Source organism: Pseudomonas sp. LBUM1672 (genome assembly GCF_059695655.1).
The window spans coordinates 893,870-912,811 of the sequence record NZ_CP166781.1 but is presented as its reverse complement, the minus strand read 5'-3'; the positions used below and the strand labels follow the sequence as shown (position 1 = coordinate 912,811).

Here is an 18,942-nt window from a genome sequence, read left to right as displayed (position 1 = left end):
GTGGTGAAGGCTGAAATCAGAGTCAGGCCCCGTTCATCCATATGAACGGGGCTTTTGTGCGTAAAAAGAATGTTTCTCAGCAACCCACGGCATAATGCGCGCCGTGATGATTATTTCGAACGAACAAGGCGAGCGACGTGTTGAAGAAAACCCTGTTCCAGTTGCACTGGTTTTTCGGCATCAGTGCCGGGCTGGTCCTGGCCCTGATGGGCATCACCGGGGCGATGGTCTCGTTTGAGGATGAAATCCTCAGCGTGCTCAATCCTTCCGTGCTGCAGGTCGAGAAGCAGGTTGCCGGCGTCTTGCCGCCTGCCGAACTGGTGGAAAAAATCGAGGGTGCCTCCGGCAAGAAAGTCGCGATGCTCTGGGTCGATACCGACAGCGGCAACGCCGCGCGGGTGAGCTTCACGCCGCCACCGGGTGAACGCCGGGGCGAGATGCGCTACTTCGATCCGTACACCGCCGAGTTCATGGGTGAGGCCACCGGCCAGGATTTCTTCGGCCTGATGCTGCGACTGCACCGCTTCCTCGCCATGGGCGATACCGGTCGGCAGATCACCGGGGCCTGCACGCTGATCCTGGTGTTTTTCTGCCTGTCCGGCCTGTACCTGCGGTGGCCGCGCCAATGGAAAAACTGGCGCGCCTGGCTGACCCTCGACTGGAAGAAAAAGGGCCGCAGCTTCAACTGGGACCTGCACTCCGTGGCCGGCACCTGGTGCCTGGTGTTTTACCTCCTGTCAGCGCTGACCGGGTTGTCCTGGTCCTATGAGTGGTACAACAAGGGCCTGACCCGACTGCTTTCCGACTCACCGCAAAACGAGCGCGTTCGCGGCGGTCGTGGCCCTGCACCGAGCGGCCCGGCGCCGACCGCGGATTACGCCGCCATGTGGAGCAGCATTTACAGCGCCGCAGGTCCGGCACTCAGCGCCTACAACATCCGCATGCCACCAGTGGCCGGGCAACCGGCGACTGTTTTCTACCTGTTGAACACCTCGCCCCATGATCGGGCGCTGAACCAGATCACCCTCGATCCGGCCACCGGCCTCGTCAAACGGCATGACCGTTACAGCGACAAGAGCCTCAAGGCGCAGCTGCTGACCAGCCTCTACGCGCTGCACGTCGGCAGCTACTTCGGCATCGTCGGGCGGATCATCCTGACGATCACCGCGTTGACCATGCCGCTGTTTTTCGTCACTGGCTGGTTGCTGTATCTCGATCGTCGGCGCAAGAAAAAGCAGATCAGGGACGCCCGCAAAGACTTCGCGCAAACGGGCAACAATGCCCCCGCCTGGTTGATCGGTTTCGCCAGCCAAAGCGGGTTTGCCGAGCAGCTGGCGTGGCAGACCGCCGGGCAATTGCAGGCGGCCGGCCTGCCGGTGAAGGTTCAGCCGCTGGCGAATGTCAGCGAACAGGATTTGCGCGAATCCAGCAACGCGCTCTTCGTGGTCAGCACCTTCGGCGATGGCGAAGCACCGGACAGCGCCCGGGGTTTCGAACGCAAGGTGCTGGGCCATGCGTCGAACCTGGAAAGCCTGAACTACGCAGTCCTGGGTCTCGGTGATCGCCAGTATCAACACTTCTGCGGCTTCGCCCGACGCTTGCACACCTGGCTGGGCGAGCATGGCGGCACGACCTTGTTCGCCCCGGTGGAAGTCGACAGCGGCGACCCTTACGCTTTGCGCCACTGGCAGCAGCAACTCGGCCTGTTGACCGGGCAAGCGCCGGTCGACACCTGGCAAGCACCGAACTTCGACAACTGGACCCTGACCCGCCGCGAGTTGATGAACCCGGACAGCAGCGGCTCGTCGGTGTACTTGCTGGGCCTCACCGCCCCGACGACCAGCAGCTGGCTGGCCGGGGATCTGGTGGAAGTGCTGCCACGCAATTGCCCGTGGGCGATCGAGCATTTCCTTGATGGCCTGGGCATTGAAGGCCGGGCGATGGTGACCTTCGATGGCCTGTCGCAACCGCTGGAGCACGCCCTCGCCAGTCGCCAACTGCCCGAGAACAGAGCGCATCTGGTCGGCCTGCACGCGCAAGCGCTGGTCGACGCTCTGGTGCCGTTGGCCATGCGCGAATACTCCATCGCGTCGATCGCCGCCGACGGCATGCTGGAGTTGATCGTGCGTCAGGAGCTGCACGCCGACGGCAGCCTCGGCATCGGCTCCGGCTGGCTGACCGAACACGCGCCGGTGGGTGGCACCATCAGCCTGCGGGTGCGGCGCAACAGTAGTTTCCACCTGCCGACCGAGCCGGTACCGATGATCCTGCTGGGTAACGGCACCGGGCTGGCCGGGCTGCGCAGTTTGCTCAAGGCGCGCATTACCGATGGGCAGCAACGGCATTGGCTGCTGTTTGGCGAGCGTAATCGGGAATTCGACTACCTGTGTCGCGATGAGCTTGAAGAGTGGCTGACGTCAGGCGACCTGGAGCGACTGGACCTGGCGTTCTCGCGGGATCAGGCCGAGAAGATTTATGTGCAGGATCGACTTCGCGAGTCGGCCGTTCTCCTGAAGCAATGGTTGGCCGACGGTGCGGTGATTTACATCTGCGGCAGCTTGCAGGGAATGGCTTCAGGCGTGGATCACGTGCTCAACGAAGTGCTCGGCATTGAAGAAGTCGACCGCCTGATCGAACAGGGCCGCTACCGCCGCGACGTCTATTGAAAAAGCAAAACATCCGATGAAAAACCTGACGTCACTCTCAACATGACGTCAGGGTTGATGAGGGGGGCGGAGGGGAAGTTCAAGACGACTTCACTGGATCGCTTGCCGGAAGCAGACGTTTAGTCCTGAGACGCTTCTCGAGTTCATCGAGCTGCTCCTTGCTTTTGCATTGAACATTCGAACAGTTGTTGTTCAGGCTGCACATCCTGTTGCAGTCAATTGGCGCCATGACTTCTGGACCGTCGATGATGCATTGATCGCTGGTCCCACTTCGATATGCTCCATTACGATCATTGTCTTTCCCCCAAAAAACACACATCACTGGCCCACCAATCGGGAGAAGATCGCAGATGTGCGCGCCGGCCAATCCCCAATCCCCATCACATAAACCAGCATTGGTTTCATTGGCATCTTTGCAGGCGGAGAGAAAAAAAGTACAGAAGATCAAGGATACGACTGTCTTCCATGATGATCTTGAATGTCCATTACTAAGTTTCATGAGTGGTGATCCTGGTTGGTTTCACATTTAGCCTAAAGAAAACCCACCAAAAAACACCTGTAAGAAATGACAGATCAATATATTGATTAGCTATATCCCGGCACAGTCCTCCCCCTATATTGGCTGCAGCTTCTGCTCAAACACCGCCACCCCATCCAGATCCCGCAACACCACACTCATCTCCCCCGTCTGCCCATCGATATTCACCTCGCCAAAAAACTGAAACCCGGCAAACGGTGAGGTGTTCTGCGCCGGCGGTGCCTTCTCGAAAACCACTTCGGGCCCGAACGTCTTGTCCAGCGGATTGGGCCCGAAGCTACCAGCATTCAACGGCCCGGCCACAAACTCCCAGAACGGTTCAAAGTCCTGGAACGCAGCACGATCCGGGTGGTAATGATGGGCCGCGCAGTAATGCACATCCGCCGTCAGGAAAACAAAATTGCGCACCTGCTGCGCCCGCAAAAAGCCCAGTAGCTCGGCGATTTCCAGTTCACGTCCCTGGGCCGGTCCGGGATCACCATTGGCCACCGCCTCCCAGCGCGCCACACCGGGGCTGACTTCACCGTCGGGGACGCCAAGGCCGATCGGCATGTCAGCGGCGATAACTTTCCATTGGGCACTGGAGGCTTTTAACGACGCCTTCAGCCAGTCGAGTTGCTCACGACCGAGAAAGGGTTTGGCAGCGCCGAGGTTGTCGTCATTGGCTTCGCGATAGCTGCGCATGTCCAGCACAAACACATCCAGCATCGGCCCATAGCCGAGCTGGCGATAAATCCGCCCGCCGCCGTCCGCCCTCTGCAAACGCATGGGCGCATATTCGAGCCACGCCTGCCGGGCACGGCCCACCAGACTGTGGATATCTTTGCTCGTGTAGCGCTCATCCAACTGCTTGCCCGGCGACCAGTTGTTCACCACTTCGTGGTCGTCCCACTGCCAGATCTGCGGGACCTCGGCGTTGAAGCGGCGGACGTTTTCGTCCATCAGGTTGTAGCGGTAGTTGCCGCGATAATCGTCGAGGGTCTCGGCGACTTTGCTCTTGGCTTCGCTGGTGATATTGCGCCACACCCGGCCGCTTTCGGTGGTCAGTTGCGCCGGCACCGGGCCGTCGGCGTAGATGGTGTCGCCGCTGTGGATAAAGAAGTCCGGCAGGCGCAAACGCATGGCTTCGTAGATGCGCATGCCGCCGATGTCCGGGTTGATGCCGAAGCCCTGGCCGACGGTGTCGCCGCTCCAGACGAAACGAAGGTCGCGCCGGGTTTGCGGCACGCTGCGCAAGTGGCCGAACCAGGGCTCGCTGGCGACGCCGCTTTGGGCGTCTTCGAAATAAACGCGGTAGAAAATCGCCTGATCGACGGGCAGGCCGGTGAGTTCGACCCGCGCGGTGAAGTCAGTGCGCGCATCCGCCAATGGCGAGACGAATCGACGAGGGTTGCCGAACAGGCTGCGGGTGTCCCATTCCACCACCATCCGCGCCGGCCGGTCGCTGCGGCTCCAGATCATCGCCCGGTCGCCCTGCAAATCGCCGGACTGCACACCATCGGTGAGTTGCGGACGGTCCTTGACCGAGGCGATGACGGCCGGCGCCAGACTGGGAAGCAGAAGCCCGGCGCCGACAACTTGCATGACACGGCGGCGACCGAGGTCGAATTCGCTCATGGTGTTCTCCCTGAAAAGGAAAAACTAAAGCACGTGCGCATGAAACCGGTGTGACACCAAAATCTCAACACCACTGATCCCCTGTGGGAGCGGGCTTGCTCGCGAAGGCGGTGTGTCATTCAACGATGATGTTGACTGATCCACCGCCTTCGCGAGCAAGCCCGCTCCCACAGGTTATGTGTCAGGCCTTGGCGGGTTCGAGTGCCATCTCCACAACTTCAGGCCGCTTGAGCAGCGCATACGCCACCGCCGTCAGCAAACTCCCGGCCACAATCGCCAGCAAATACAACAGCGCATGGTTGATCGCATTCGGGATCGCCAGCACAAACAACCCACCGTGCGGCGCCATCAGTTTGCAGCCGAAATACATCGACAGCGCACCGGTCAGCGCGCCGCCGGCAATGCTCGCCGGAATCACCCGCAACGGATCCTTGGCGGCAAACGGAATCGCGCCTTCGGAGATAAAACACAGCCCCAACACCAACGCTGCCTTACCGGCCTCGCGCTCAGTCTGGGCAAACTTGCGGCGGGCGATAAACGTGGCGATGCCCAAGCCAATCGGCGGCACCATGCCGGCGGCCATGGTCGCGGCCATCGGTGCATAACTTTGCGAGGCCAGCAGCCCGACCGAGAACGCATACGCGGCCTTGTTGATCGGCCCGCCAAGGTCGACGCACATCATCCCGCCGAGCAGCACTCCGAGCAAAATCGCGTTGGTGGTGCCCATGCTGTCGAGGAAGTGCGTGAGCCCTTCGAGCATCCCGGCCACCGGTTTGCCGACGATGTAAATCATCACCAGGCCAGTGAACAGGCTCGCCAGCAACGGGATGATCAGGATCGGTTTCAGCGCCTCAAGACTTTGCGGCAGACGCGCGTATCGATTGATCGCCTGCGCCGCGTAACCGGCGATGAAACCGGCAATGATCCCGCCAATAAAACCGGCGCCCAAAGTGCTCGCCAGCAGACCACCGATCATCCCCGGTGCCAAGCCCGGACGGTCGGCGATCGAATAGGCGATGTAACCCGCCAGCAGCGGCACCATCAACTTGAACGCGGTCTCGCCGCCGATCTGCATCAGGGCGGCGGCGAGTGTGCCTTCCTCCTTGAAGGCAGTGATGCCGAACACGAAGGACAAGGCGATCATCAGACCGCCCGCCACTACCATCGGCAGCATGTACGACACCCCCGTCAGCAAGTGTTTATAGATGCCGGTTTTCTCTTGCTTGGCCGGCCCCTTGGCACCGGTCGCAGCGGTTTCCTGCTTGCCTTCGGCCAGCGCTTTGTTCAGCGTCGCCTCGGCTTGTTTCAACGCAATGCCAGTGCCGCAACGGTAAATCTTCTTGCCCGCAAAACGTTCGGTGGCGACTTCGATATCGCAGGCCAACAGCACCACATCAGCATCGGCAATCGCTGCGGCACTGAGTGGATTGCGCGCACCGACCGAGCCCTGGGTTTCCACTTGCAGGTCGTAACCCAGACGCTTGGCCGCTTGCTGCAAGGCTTCGGCAGCCATGAACGTGTGGGCGACACCGGTCGGACACGCCGTGATCGCCACCAGACGTGGCGCGTTTTGAACGGTGGCCGCAGGTTGCGCGACAGCTTCGGTCGCGACATACACCTGAGCCTCTTCAGCACCTCGGCGCAGCACCGCTTCGACATCCTGCAACGCCTGGGCTGGCGTACTCTGGAACACGCGTTTGCCAACAAACCGCGACATGTCCACCGGCGTGCTGGTGACCAGCAACACCCACTCGGCGGTTTCAATCGTGGCCGCCGACAGCTGACGTTCCGGATGCGCGGCATCCACCACTTCGACGCTGGTGCTCCAACCCTGACGCTGGGCCGCTGCATCAAGCAAGCGGGCGCACAGCACACTGGTGACCATGCCGTTCGGGCAGGCCGTAACAATGGCTAACTTCATGACAAACCCTCTTATTGTTCTGTCAGGGTGCGGATGCGCACGCCCTGTTCGAGCCGTGCCAATTGCGCGACATCGCCAATACCGAAACCGATCTGCGTGACCGCCATCGCGGCAATCGCCGTGGCGGTGCGCAAGGTCTGTTCAGGCGTGTCGGCACTGAGCAAACCGTGAAGCATGCCGGCCAGCAACGAATCGCCCGCGCCCACGGTGCTGACGACGCTGACCTTGGGTGGCGTTGCGTGCATCGCCGCGCCGACACTGAACCAGTTCACGCCGTCGGCACCGTGGGAGATCACCACATGCTCGATGCCTTGAGCGTGCAAACGGCTCGCCGCTTCGGCTTGCGCCGCCACCGATACCACCTCGCAGCCCAGCGCGTCAGCCAGCTCTTCAGTGTTCGGTTTGATCAGCCACGGGCCGGCCTTAAGTGCGGCGCGCAACGCTTCACCGCTGCTGTCGAGGGCGACGTTCAGACCGAGGCTTTTCAAACGTTCAATCAACGCCTGCAACCACTGCGGGCTGATCCCTTGCGGCAGGCTGCCCGCCACGACGACGGCGTCATGGCCGGGGGCAATCTGATCAAGTCGATCCAGCAACGCCTGCTGCGCCGCCTCATTGACCATCGGCCCCGGACCGTTGATGTCGGTGATCCGACCATCGTTTTCCGCGAGTTTGATGTTGCTGCGCGTCTCGCCGGGCACCCGGATGAACGCATCGACAAAACCGCGTTTGGCGAACAGGGTTTCGAACGCTTGAAGGTTGTCCTCACCGAGGAACCCGCTGACCGTCAACTGATGCCCGAGGTCGGCCAGCACCTGCGCGACGTTCACGCCTTTACCGGCGGCGTGGGTGTGCATCTCGTCGCTGCGATTGACTTGGCCGGGCTCAAGACGCGGCAATTGCACCGTCAGGTCCAGCGCCGGGTTGAGCGTCAGGGTCAATATCCTGGCCATTACAGGGCCTCCACTAATGCGCGCACTTCATTGGCGCTGCCAACGGCCAGGGCCTGTTGGGCGAGAATTTTGGTTTGGCTGAGGCTGAGTTCGCGGATGCGCGCCTTGACCTCGGCAATGCTGCGGCCCGACACGCTCAATTCATCCACGCCGAGGCCGACCAGCACTGGCACTGCCAGCGGATCGGCCGCCAGCTCGCCGCACACGCCGACCCACTTGCCGTTGGCATGGGCCGCGCGCACGGTGATGTCGATCAGTTGCAGCACCGCCGGGTGCAAGCCGTCAGCCTGGGCCGACAGCGTTGGATGCCCCCGGTCGATGGCCAGGGTGTATTGGGTCAGGTCGTTGGTGCCGACGCTGAAGAAGTCGACTTCCTTGGCCAGCACTGGCGCCAGCAAAGCCGCCGATGGCACCTCGATCATGATCCCCAGTTGCAGGTCGGCAACCGGGATCTCCAGACGCAGGCGTTCGGTCATGTCCCGGGCCTGTCGCCACTCATCGACGCTGCCGACCATGGGGAACATGATCCGCAGCGGGCGGTTATCCGCAGCGCGCAGCAAGGCGCGCAACTGCGCTTCCATGACCTGCGGACGCTGCAAGGTCAGGCGAATGCCACGCACGCCGAGGAACGGGTTTTCTTCTTTCGCGATCGGCCAGTACGGCAGCGGTTTGTCGCCACCGACGTCGAGGGTGCGAACCACCAGGGGACGCCCGGCCAGGCCATCGAGGACGCGGCGGTATTCGACTTCCTGGGTGGCCTCGTCCGGCGCCTGGGAATGGGCCATGAAAATCAGTTCGGTGCGCAGCAAGCCGATGCCTTCGGCACCCTGCTCCACCGCGCTGGTCACGCCTGCACTTTCGCCGATGTTGGCGAACACTTCGACCGCGTGGCCGTCAGTGGTTAGTGCCGGTTGATGGCGTTGTTCGGCGGCGGCTTTGAGGCGTTGCTCGCGGCTGTCTCGTTCTTCGGTGGCGCGCTGCAGGGTCGCCGCGTCGGCGTCCACGTGCAGGCGACCGCGCTGTCCGTCAATCAGCAGCGGCGTGCCCGGCGCCAGCAGCAACACCGCCGCACCGGCGCCAACCAAGGCCGGAATGCCCAGCGCCCGGGCGACAATCGCGCTGTGAGCGGTCGCGCCGCCACGGGCCGTGAGAATGCCGGCCACGCGAGCCGGGTCGAGACGGGCGACGTCGGACGGACCGACTTCATCCATCACCAGAATGTACGGCTGATCGGGTTCACTCGGGGTTTCGACGCCACAGAGTTGCGCCAGCACCCGACGGCCGATGTCGCGCAAGTCGGCGGCACGTTCGGCGAGCAAGGCGTCCTGCAACGATTCCTGTTGTTTGGCCGCCGCTTCGATCACCGCCATCCACGCTGCTTCGGCGCTTTCGCCTTGCTTGAGGCGGGTGTCGACTTCATCGGTCAATTCCGGGTCGTCGAGCATTTCCTGGTGTGTGATGAAAATCTCGCGAATGGCCTTGGATTTGCTGCGTTCAATCAGGCCTTCAATGTCGCGACGCACGTGCTCCAGCGCTAGTTTGAGACGCTCGCGCTCGATCGCCGCAGATTCGCCTCGCAGCGGATAATCGATGGTTTGCAGCACTTGAATATGTGCCGGGCCGATGGCGATGCCCGGTGCAGCGGCAATCGCCTGGACCTGGCTGCCGGACGCTGGCGCGAGAAGCACTTGCGCCACATCAGCAAACATTTCGCGCTGCTGGCTCACGGCGGGCAACGGTTCGACTTCTTCACCGAGGCCTTCTTCGATGGCCGCCAGCAAGGCCGGCAACGCATCGGCGGCGATGCTCGGCTCGGCGACGAATTCCAGCACCTGGCCGCGACGGGCGCCGAGGCTGAGCAGTTTGCTCAAGCTCTTCACCGACACGGCGCTGTCCTGGCCATCGACGATGCGCACGCGGATTTCGCCTTCAAAACTTTTCGCCAACTGCGCGAGGATCTTCGCCGGGCGAGCATGCAAACCGTGGGCATTGGCCAACGCAATGCGTGCGCTCGGCCAATCCGCCGGCAGTTCACCGCCCAGCACTTCGAGGACTTTACGGCTGCTGGTGGCGCGGCCCAGTTCGTGGCCACGACCTTCAATCAGCAACGCGCAAAGGCGTTCGAGCAGAGCCTGATGCGCCTCGCCGAGGCTGGCCAGGCAGAACAGGCCGCTGAGGGGCTGGCCGAGGTAGCGCATCGGTTTATCCGGCGTGACGAAGGCCAGACCCGGGCGTTTCACGGTTTGCTCGCTGTGCAGCCACCACAAGCCATCGCCCAGCGGCAGCGCTTCGACTTGCTGCAACACGGCGGAGAACCCGTTGCTGACGCAATCGGCCTGACGCAGCAAACGCGCACCACGCCAGACCAGTTCTTCGAAGTCGTCGGCGGAAACACCGAGGCCGATCATCTGTGCATCCAGCGCCAGTTCCTGCGGTGCGCCTTGCAGCAGTTTCAACAAGGCTTCGGCGGAACCGGCGCGACGCAGGGCCTGGCCCAGGTCGGTTTCACCGAGGGCACGGGTCAGCAGTTGCAGCAGTCGCAAGTGTTCATCGGATTTGGCGGCGATACCAATCGCCAGGTAGACGATCTGACCGTCGCCCCAGTCCACGCCTTCGGGGAATTGCATCAACCGCACACCGGTGGAAAAAACCTGATCGCGGGTTTCCGGCGTGCCGTGGGGGATGGCAATACCTTGACCGAGAAAGGTCGAGCCCTGGGCTTCGCGCGCCTGCAAACCGGCGAGATAACCCTCGGCCACCAAGCCATCGGTGACCAGATGCCGGGCCAGCAATTGCAACGCGTCGGACTTATCCACAGCCGACTGGCCCATGGATATCTGCTCTATGGTGAGCTCGAGCATGCTTTCTCCTTTTTGGCGTCTGTTGGCGCCAGGTATTGTTTTGAATGATTCCAGCTTAGGCGCTTAGTCATCACTTTTGGCGGTTTCGCGGCAGAACCGGCCAAATGCGCTTATAACGTAGAAAATACGCTTGCTGAAACGTTTAATCTAGAATGATTGGCACGTTACTCGATTATGTCCCATCCTTGAAGTCCAACTTGTCGGAAGCGTTGTGACGATGGTCGTCTGCCCGAATCGGGTAGGATTGGCGAAAATGTCGGGGCAAGCTCGAAAAAACAAGGAAATCCCGAGTTGAAACTCAGTGATATCGCACAGTTGGCCGGTGTGTCCGTTACCACCGCCAGTTATGTCATTAATGGCAAGGCCGAACAGCAACGTATCAGCAGTGCCACCGTCGAGCGCGTTCGTGCGGTCGTCGAACAACATGGTTTCACACCTAACCCCCAGGCGGCCGGGCTGCGCAGTCGGCACACCCGCACCTTGGGCTTCATTCTGCCGGACCTGGAAAACCCCAGTTACGCCCGCATTGCCAAACTGCTGGAACAAGGTGCCCGGGCTCGCGGTTATCAATTGCTGATCGCCAGTTCCGACGATGCGCCGGACAGCGAACGGCAATTGTTGCAACTGTTCCGCGCCCGGCGTTGTGATGCGTTGATCGTCGCCAGTTGCCTGCCGGCCGGTGACGACAGCTACCGTCAGCTGCAAGCCAAAGGCATTCCGATCATCGCCATCGACCGGGTGATGGAACCTGAGCATTTCTGCTCGGTGATCAGCGATGATCGCGAGGCCAGCCTGCAACTGACCCGCAGTCTGCTCGATCCACTGCCCAAGCAAATCGCTCTGATCGGCGCCCGTCCCGAGCTGAGCATCAGCCAGGAACGGGCCGCCGGGTTCAAGGAAGCGTTGACCGGGTTCAAAGGCGAGGTGCTGATCGAGCACGGTGAGTCGTTCAGCCGCGAGTGCGGCAAACAGTTGATGGAAGAGTTGCTGCAGCGCCTGGGGCATTTGCCGGATGCGCTGGTGACTACGTCCTACGTGCTGCTTCAAGGCGTGTTCGATGCCTTGCACGATTACCCGCTGAAAACCCGTCCGCTGCACCTCGGCACCTTCGGCGACACGCAGTTACTGGACTTCCTGCCGCTGCCGGTCAACGCCATGGCCCAGCAGCATCAGTTGATTGCCGACAAGGCGCTGGCCTTGGCATTGGCCGCCATCGAGCAGTCCGATTACCAACCCGGCGTGCAAGCCATCGCGCGGACCTTCAAGCAGCGTATTCGCCAGGATTGAACCGTGGAGCTGATCGACAGCCACACTCATCTGGATTTTCCGGACTTCGACGAGGACCGCCCGGCGCTGCTCGCCGAAAGCCGCGCCCTCGGGGTGCGGCGGATGGTGGTGCTGGGGGTGTATCAGGGGAATTGGCAGCGGGTCTGGGACCTGGTGCAGAGCGATCCCGATCTGCACGCGGCGTTCGGGTTGCATCCGGTGTATCTGGATCAGCATCGTCCTGAAGACTTGTCCGAACTCGGTGCCTGGCTGACCCGCTTGGCGGGTCATCGGCAATTGTGTGCCGTGGGCGAAATCGGTCTGGATTACTTCATCGAAACCCTCGACCGTGAGCGCCAGCAAGCGTTGTTCGACGCGCAACTGCAACTGGCGGTGGACTTCAATCTTCCGGCGCTGATTCATGTGCGGCGCAGCCATGCCGCGGTGATTGCCACGCTCAAACGGTTTCGATTGAAACGCGCGGGCATCATTCATGCCTTCGCTGGCAGCAAGGAAGAGGCGCGCGAGTACATCAAGCTTGGTTTCAAACTGGGCCTGGGCGGTGCCGCGACCTGGCCGCAGGCGTTGCGCATGCACCGTGTGCTCGCCGAGTTGCCCCTTGAGTCGGTGGTGCTGGAAACCGACTCACCGGACATGGCGCCTGCCATGTTTCCCGGCCAACGCAACAGCCCGGCGCATTTGCCGGCAATCTGCTCGGCACTGGCCGGGATCATGTCGATCAGCCCTGAACAATTGGCTGCCGCCAGCACGGCCAATGCCTGTGAGTTGTTCAACTGGTAATCCGCCCTGCACAAAACCCTGTGGGAGCGGGCTTGCTCGCGAAGACGGTGTATCAGTCACTCATGAGGTCGACTGATACACCGCCTTCGCGAGCAAGCCCGCTCCCACATTGATTCCTGTGTGTTTTCAGACCCGGAACGCGCTGATCAGCTGTTTGAGTTCCACCACCTGGGCCGACAGCGCACGGCTGGCATCCTCGGTCTGATGCGCCCCTTCGGCGGTGCGTTCACCCGCGCGGTTGATCTCGACGATGTTCTGGTCGATGTCGTGGGCCACTGCGGTCTGCTGCTCCACGGCTGCGGCGATCTGTTGGTTCTGGTCGACGATCATGCCGACCGCGCCGAGGATGTTTTCCAGCGCCTGCTGGACCTTTTCCGACTGCCCGACGGTGCCATCCGCCACTTGGTGGCTGACGCCCATGGCTTTCACCGCCGCGCCGACACCATTTTGAAGCTTGGTGATCATCTGCTCGATTTCTTCGGTCGATTGCTGGGTGCGCTTGGCCAGGGTCCGGACCTCATCGGCCACCACCGCAAAACCACGCCCCTGTTCACCGGCCCGAGCAGCTTCGATCGCGGCGTTGAGCGCCAGCAGGTTGGTCTGCTCGGCGATGCTTTTGATCACTTCAAGCACGCGGCTGATGGATTGGCTGTCGCTGGCCAATTGGTTGACCACCCGCACCGACTGATCGATCTCACTGGCCAGTTGCGCGATGCTGCCCTGCTGGGACGCCACCAGGCCGCGACCGCTGATGGTCTCGTCGTTGACACTGTGAGCGCTGCTGACCGCCGCGGCGGCACTGCGCGCCACCTCAAGTGAAGTGGCCGACATCTGGTTCATGGCTGTGGCGACCTGCTCAATCTGCGAGCGCTGCCCCGCCACCGCCTGGTTGCTCTGGGCAGACACACTTTCGACCTGCCCAGCCTGGCGCTCGACCTCATTCACGGTTTGGCCAACGCGTTCGATCAGGTCATGGATTTTCTTCACGGTGCCGTTGAACACCTCGCCCAACTCGCCCAACTCATCGCGGCTTTCGGCGCGGAACGTGACGGTCATGTCGCCCGCTGCGACTTTGTCCAGCGTCGCGCCGAGGCGTTTGAGGGTGGTGCGGGTCGAGGCGTAGAAGCCGCCGTAGAGGTAGAAAATCAACACAAACACCACCGACAGCGCCACGGCCTGCAAGACCATATGGGTGCGATTCTGCTCCAGTCGCTGCTGCAACTGAGTGCCGAGAAAAGTCAGGGTGGCTTCGTTGAGTTGGTAGGTCTGTTCCATCAGGCTGGTGACTTGGTCGTAAAAAGCCTGCCACGGCGCATCGAGGGTGTCGGCCATCACCACCTGTTCTTCGAACAGTTCACTGGCCTTTTTCAGCGAGGCCTTGCTGCTTTCGGCCTGTGCCGCCAGGGTTTCACGCGCAGCCTTGCTGGAGCCCAATGCGTCATTGAGCTTGAGACTGTACTCACCCTGGAGCTTTTCGATTTGCGCCAGCAGCTCATCGAATCGGGTGCTCGACGACGAATTCAGAAAACCTTGCCCCAGCGAATAGGAACCCATCGCCCGACCGTCGCCCAGAAGCTGAGTAACAGGTGGAGTGACGTTGGTAATGAGCTCGCTGAGCTGACGCATGTCGCTTTGACTGTCGCGACTCAGACCGGCTTGAGTGGCGATGATCTGGCTGAAAATCTGCGCGTTGCCGAGCAGTTTGCCGATCAGCGCACTTTTACTTTGCAGGGATGTTTCCGCTTGCTGGGCCTTGAACGCCGCGATCATTTCATCGCGCTTGCCATCGAACACCGTGATCTGCTCCGGCTCCGTGGTCATCGCCGTCAGCCCTTGCAGGCGAGCCAGAACACTTTGTTCCAGGGCGCTGATCTTGGTCTCGACATTGCCGGCCTTGCCGGACTGGCCGAGGGTGACGTTGATCTGCACCAGGTTGTTCAGGGTTTCCAGATCACGCCGCAGGGTCAGGCTGCTGCCGAGCAGGTCGAGGCTTTGCAGCTCAACCTGGGTACCCTGGAATTCACGATAGGAATCGCGCACCAGATAGAAGTTGGTCACCAGCATCGGCACGAGGAACAGCACACTGATCAGGCTGAACTTCATGCCGAAGCTCAGGCGATTCATCAGCGCGACGGCGGGATAGAGCAAGCTCTTCACTGGAAGTCTCCCTTTTGATTCTTATTTTTATTGGCAGGCGCAGGTCGACGGCAGATAGCCACTATTCAGCGCTATCCCTGTATAGCTTAAATCGGCAGGGGGTTTTGTAACTTAAGGTTAACGGCAGGATGCACACTTGGGACGATTGATATCCCTGTGGCGAGGGGGCTTGCCCCCGTTGGGTCGCGAAGCGTCCCCCAGCGTTCGTTCTGTGAAACCGAATCGCAGGTTTTACGACTGCTCCGCAGCCGAACGGGGGCAAGCCCCCTCGCCACAATGGTGTTCACTTCAGCGCTACGGCAACACGGTCCACAACGCAAAACCTGCATACCAGAGCACCGCCGCACGCAGCAGTAACTCCCAGATCCGGTCGAGGCTGTTGATGCCATCCGGTCCGACGACCGGTGCGGGAATTTCACCGGCCACCAGCCCGACCTTCTCGATCAACTGAGCGGCGCTGATGTCCCAGTTCAGCAGTTCATGCAACATCACCCGGCTGACCGCCACAAAGTTTCCGACCAGCGCGAAACTGGCCGCCAGTAGACGCACCGGCACCCAATCAAACGCGTGACGCAACTGCACCGCGCGTTCGACCACGGCCGGGTTCTGCCCGTGTTCTTCGGCCAGCGCCAGCAGCCGGTAGCTAAGGGCGGCGACCGGGCCCAGCACGAAGTACCAGAAAATCACCGCAAAAAAGCTCTGGTAAGCCTCCCACAGCAGATGGCCTTCAACCCGCTCAAGCAGTTGCTCGCCGCTATCGGCGCAGATGTCCAGGTCGCGCTTCGCCACATGGGCAGCCGCTTGCAGGTCTTCCCGGCGCCAGGCATCACGAAACGGCCCAAGGCCGGCCAGCAGATCGCCGCGACCCAGACTGTAAATCACCACCAGCAAGTGCACCGGCAACGCCAGCAACCCATAGGCCACTGGTTCCAGCACCACCAACAACAAACCCAACAGCGCCACCGGCAGCAACACCAGCACCACCAATATCAGCCATGGCCGATCGATCAGACGCGGGCTGACTTCCAGCTTGTTCAGCTCACGCACCCAACCGCCGTCACGTTGAACCCGATGGCGCAGGGCCGAGAACTTCTCGATCCAGACAGCCAACAGCAACACCAGAAAACTCATTGTCCTTCCTCTTGTTCCAAAGCGGCTTTTGCCAGGGCGGCGCGATAGCGTGCCCAGTCGAACGCGGGTCCCGGGTCCGTCTTGCGCCCCGGTGCGATGTCGCTATGCCCACAGATGCGCTGCGGTGTGATCGCCGTAAACGTGCTTTGCAGCTGTCGGGTCAGCTTGGTCAACGCTTGATACTGAGCATCGGTAAAAGGCAAATCATCCGTGCCTTCAAGCTCGATGCCCACGGAAAAGTCATTACAGGTGTCCCGCCCCTCGAAACTCGAGACACCGGCGTGCCAGGCGCGCTCCAGACAAGAGACAAACTGAGTGACGGTACCGTCACGTTCGATCAGAAAGTGCGCAGACACCCGCAGGTCAACAATCCCTTCAAAGTAGGGATGCTCCGTGACATCCAGACGATTCTGGAAAAATTCCTGCACCTTGCCGGTGGCAAACTGCGCTGGCGGCAGGCTGATGTTGTGGATCACCAGCAGGGAAATTTCGTTCGAGGGGCGCGCATTGAAGTTGGGCGATGGGCATACACGCACGCCCTGACACCAACCGCTCGCGGGGTCCAACTGCATACAGGTTCCTTCAACGACGACTGTGTTGGCGCCCAGTATGCCGCGATAGACCCTCGGGGCGCGATCACTTGCCGCGATTGAGACGCCGCAGATTACCCAGCACCGATTCCAGCGCCCGGTCGAACAGCAACGTGTCGTCCAACGCCCGCACCGCGCCACGGCGAAACTCCAGGGCCAGGCCGGTGCGGCTGCGCTCCAGCACTTTCATGCCGGTGCGGTCGACGAAGATGTATTTCCCGGTGGCTTCTATGATTGCAGCCAGCTTGCAGCGCAGGGTGTTTTCATCGTCTTCCTGGAACTCGACCCAACTGCCCGGACGCAGTCGATCGACCTGAAGCAATCCGGCATCGTCTGCCGGCAACCGCACCGACACAACATCTACCGGGCCCTCGTCGGCGGTTCGCAGCACGATGTGCTGCAGCACTTCGACCATCACCGGCGGCTCGATGGACTGTGCAACCGCCTGGCCCGGACGCTCGAACAGTTGCACGTGCAAGGTTTCCAGCTCACTGAAAAATTCACTGGTGGCGAACGGATCGAACGCCGAGCGGCTCAACCCGTCGCGCAAGGCCTTAAGCAATCCGGGCACCAGCGCCAACAAACGCAGGCCGGCATCGGGCTCGTCATGGCGCTGCACGCTCCAGATCAATTGCTCCATGGTCTGCACATCGGCCTGCCATTGCGTCGACGCATCACCGTGTTTGAGGCAGGTCAACAACAGCACTTTGCCCCAGGCGTCCTGGACGAAAACCACTACTCCTTGGGGTAGCACTTTGCCCAACAACGCCTGATTCAGCGCCTGCTCGACACGCTGGCGCGCCAGTTCGGTCCGAGCTCGGCCTTCTTCGGCGTCACGGGTGCGCTGCTCCAGCAATTCACTGCGGCGACGCTCATCACTGGTGAACGTGAGAAAATCCGCGAGCAACTCGGAAAAGATCGCCGGATCGTCAGCAAAGTCGTTCAACAGGCGCTGCACTACTTGTTCAATGCGCACGTACAGGCTGTCACGCTCATGGTCGTCGCACGCTCCCCAGCCCATTGCGGCAGCGGCGATTTCGTTGAGCAGGCGCCGGGCCGGGTGGCTGGCGCGGCTAAAGAAGCTCTTGTCGAGCACCGCAACCTTGAGCATCGGGATCTGCAATCGACCGATCAGCGCCTTGAGAGAGTCCGGCAAGTTGCGGTCATCAAGGATGCATTCGAAGAGCATCGCAATAAGGTTGATCACGTCTTCGTCAGCTACACCGACCACGCGCGATTTGCCGCTTTTGACGCTGACCCGGGTCAGCAGTTGTTCGAGCTGATTGCGCAGATCGAAGTCGTCCTGGGTCGCCAGCGCCGGCACGTATTGCTGCAAGTGCGAGAGCAGGCGCAACAGGTCGCGGGTGGAAATGGGTTGGGTCTGGGTGCTGGCGTCGAGGGTCGGTGCGACGCTGCCGCGCACATGCAACAACAGTTCCTGCAACGCGGCAAAGACTTCCTGCACGCCGTCGTCGATCGGCGTCTCGCCTGAATGGATGCCGACTTCGATTGGTTCGGCATGCGCGCTGGCGGCTGCATGATCGCTGGCTCGCCGCGTGGGAGCAGGCTTGAGCTCGGGCAACACGCCGGTAGCGATGAGCAGTTGATTGGCTTCGGCGTACAACTGATCTGCGCTGCTGAGCACGTAGCGGTCGAACAGCTTGAGGATGATCAACTTGACCTTGATCTCCACCCCCAGGTTGCGCCAGGCCTGCAAGAAATACTCGCAGAGCCTTTCCGGTCCCAACGGGTTGTGCTGATTGTCCAGCGCCTTGCCCAGCAGAGCGCTGAGTCGGGCCGTCAGTTGGTCAAGGGCAAAGCCGTCGCGATTCAGCACCTTGCTGACCATGGCCTCCACCGCGACGCTACGCTCCAGGTCGTCATTGGGCAGAGCATCGGCATCGAACGTCAACGCCTGTGGCAAGGCGACTTGCGTGTTGTCGTACTGCGAGAGGCTGACGAACGCCTCGAAGAATTGTTCGAGAAAACCGCGCTCGATGCTTTTTCGCTTGAGGCGCAAGTCGCGCATGGCTTCGAAGAAGAGGTTCTGCTCGACGTCGTTGCGGGCGCGATCGGCCATTTCGAACAGCGTGTCGTCAGCGTTATCAAACAGTTCCTGTAAACCGTGCCTGAGCTGTTGAGTGGCCTTGTCGCGAACCTGAAGCAGAATCACCGGCAGGCGGGCGAGCGGCGATTGCGTCGCCTGTTCGGTAGTCGCCTTGTGCAAAGGCACTACATTCCCGTCATTGTGCATCCAAGCCTCCTGAAACGGTGATTCTGCGAATAGTCGTAAACCCAAGAGCACGTCAAAGCCATGACGTCAAAAGCAAGGCGGATTATCTGGCAAAAGAGCTCCCATGTGCCAGCAGACTCTGCGCTTCACATTGAAATAGACGCGTAGGAAAGACGCCGACTTAGGCCGATGATTCAAGGGAATCGAC

12 protein-coding genes are annotated in these 18,942 nt (G+C 61.2%); 3 read left to right on the top strand and 9 right to left on the bottom strand.

Features of this window, described 5'->3' with window-relative positions; translation table 11 throughout:
- Window positions 1-137: 137 nt before the first annotated feature.
- Entirely contained in the window at window positions 138-2,666 is a 2,529-nt protein-coding gene (locus tag ACA053_RS03990; RefSeq protein WP_497315550.1) for a PepSY domain-containing protein, read from the top strand.
- A 79-nt stretch (window positions 2,667-2,745) separates the two neighbouring features.
- Here ACA053_RS03990 and ACA053_RS03985 read toward each other — a convergent pair whose 3' ends face one another.
- The 5 genes from ACA053_RS03985 to ptsP form a co-directional block, all read right to left on the bottom strand.
- Window positions 2,746-3,165, bottom strand: a complete 420-nt coding sequence (locus ACA053_RS03985) for a hypothetical protein (protein WP_497394599.1) — start codon at window positions 3,163-3,165, stop codon at window positions 2,746-2,748.
- 114 nt (window positions 3,166-3,279) lie between these two features.
- Window positions 3,280-4,821 (bottom strand): alkaline phosphatase D family protein, encoded by a 1,542-nt coding sequence (locus ACA053_RS03980; protein ID WP_497394598.1) that lies wholly within the window; start codon window positions 4,819-4,821, stop codon window positions 3,280-3,282.
- Window positions 4,822-5,002: 181 nt separating this feature from the next.
- Window positions 5,003-6,742, bottom strand: a complete 1,740-nt coding sequence (locus ACA053_RS03975) for a PTS fructose-like transporter subunit IIB (protein WP_497394597.1) — start codon at window positions 6,740-6,742, stop codon at window positions 5,003-5,005.
- A gap of 11 nt (window positions 6,743-6,753) precedes the next feature.
- Window positions 6,754-7,695 carry a 1-phosphofructokinase gene (gene pfkB, locus ACA053_RS03970; protein ID WP_497394596.1) on the bottom strand — a complete coding sequence of 314 codons (942 nt, stop codon included), beginning with the start codon at window positions 7,693-7,695 and terminating at the stop codon, window positions 6,754-6,756.
- Window positions 7,695-10,556: a phosphoenolpyruvate--protein phosphotransferase gene (gene ptsP, locus ACA053_RS03965; RefSeq protein WP_497394595.1), complete on the bottom strand. Its 2,862-nt coding sequence runs from the start codon at window positions 10,554-10,556 to the stop codon at window positions 7,695-7,697. Before ptsP ends, pfkB begins: the two co-directional genes overlap by 1 nt.
- A 291-nt stretch (window positions 10,557-10,847) precedes the next feature.
- Between ptsP and cra the strand changes: the two genes are divergently transcribed.
- Together cra and ACA053_RS03955 are read left to right on the top strand one after the other, a co-directional pair.
- Window positions 10,848-11,843, top strand: a complete 996-nt coding sequence (cra, locus tag ACA053_RS03960; RefSeq protein ID WP_497394594.1) for a catabolite repressor/activator — start codon at window positions 10,848-10,850, stop codon at window positions 11,841-11,843.
- A gap of 3 nt (window positions 11,844-11,846) precedes the next feature.
- Window positions 11,847-12,623: a TatD family hydrolase gene (locus ACA053_RS03955; protein ID WP_109627922.1), complete on the top strand. Its 777-nt coding sequence runs from the start codon at window positions 11,847-11,849 to the stop codon at window positions 12,621-12,623.
- Window positions 12,624-12,749: 126 nt separating this feature from the next.
- Here ACA053_RS03955 and ACA053_RS03950 read toward each other — a convergent pair whose 3' ends face one another.
- The 4 genes from ACA053_RS03950 to ACA053_RS03935 all read right to left on the bottom strand — a co-directional run bounded on the left by ACA053_RS03950 (window position 12,750) and on the right by ACA053_RS03935 (window position 18,755).
- Entirely contained in the window at window positions 12,750-13,454 is a 705-nt protein-coding gene (locus ACA053_RS03950) for a methyl-accepting chemotaxis protein (protein ID WP_371922074.1), read from the bottom strand.
- A 1,620-nt stretch (window positions 13,455-15,074) separates the two neighbouring features.
- Window positions 15,075-15,911: a regulatory signaling modulator protein AmpE gene (gene ampE, locus ACA053_RS03945; RefSeq protein ID WP_497394593.1), complete on the bottom strand. Its 837-nt coding sequence runs from the start codon at window positions 15,909-15,911 to the stop codon at window positions 15,075-15,077.
- On the bottom strand, window positions 15,908-16,483 hold the full coding sequence (gene ampD / locus ACA053_RS03940) for a 1,6-anhydro-N-acetylmuramyl-L-alanine amidase AmpD (protein ID WP_109627919.1): 576 nt from the start codon (window positions 16,481-16,483) through the stop codon (window positions 15,908-15,910). Before ampD ends, ampE begins: the two co-directional genes overlap by 4 nt.
- 64 nt (window positions 16,484-16,547) lie before the next feature.
- On the bottom strand, window positions 16,548-18,755 hold the full coding sequence (locus ACA053_RS03935; protein ID WP_497394592.1) for a DUF1631 domain-containing protein: 2,208 nt from the start codon (window positions 18,753-18,755) through the stop codon (window positions 16,548-16,550).
- Between the last annotated feature and the right edge of the window lie 187 nt (window positions 18,756-18,942).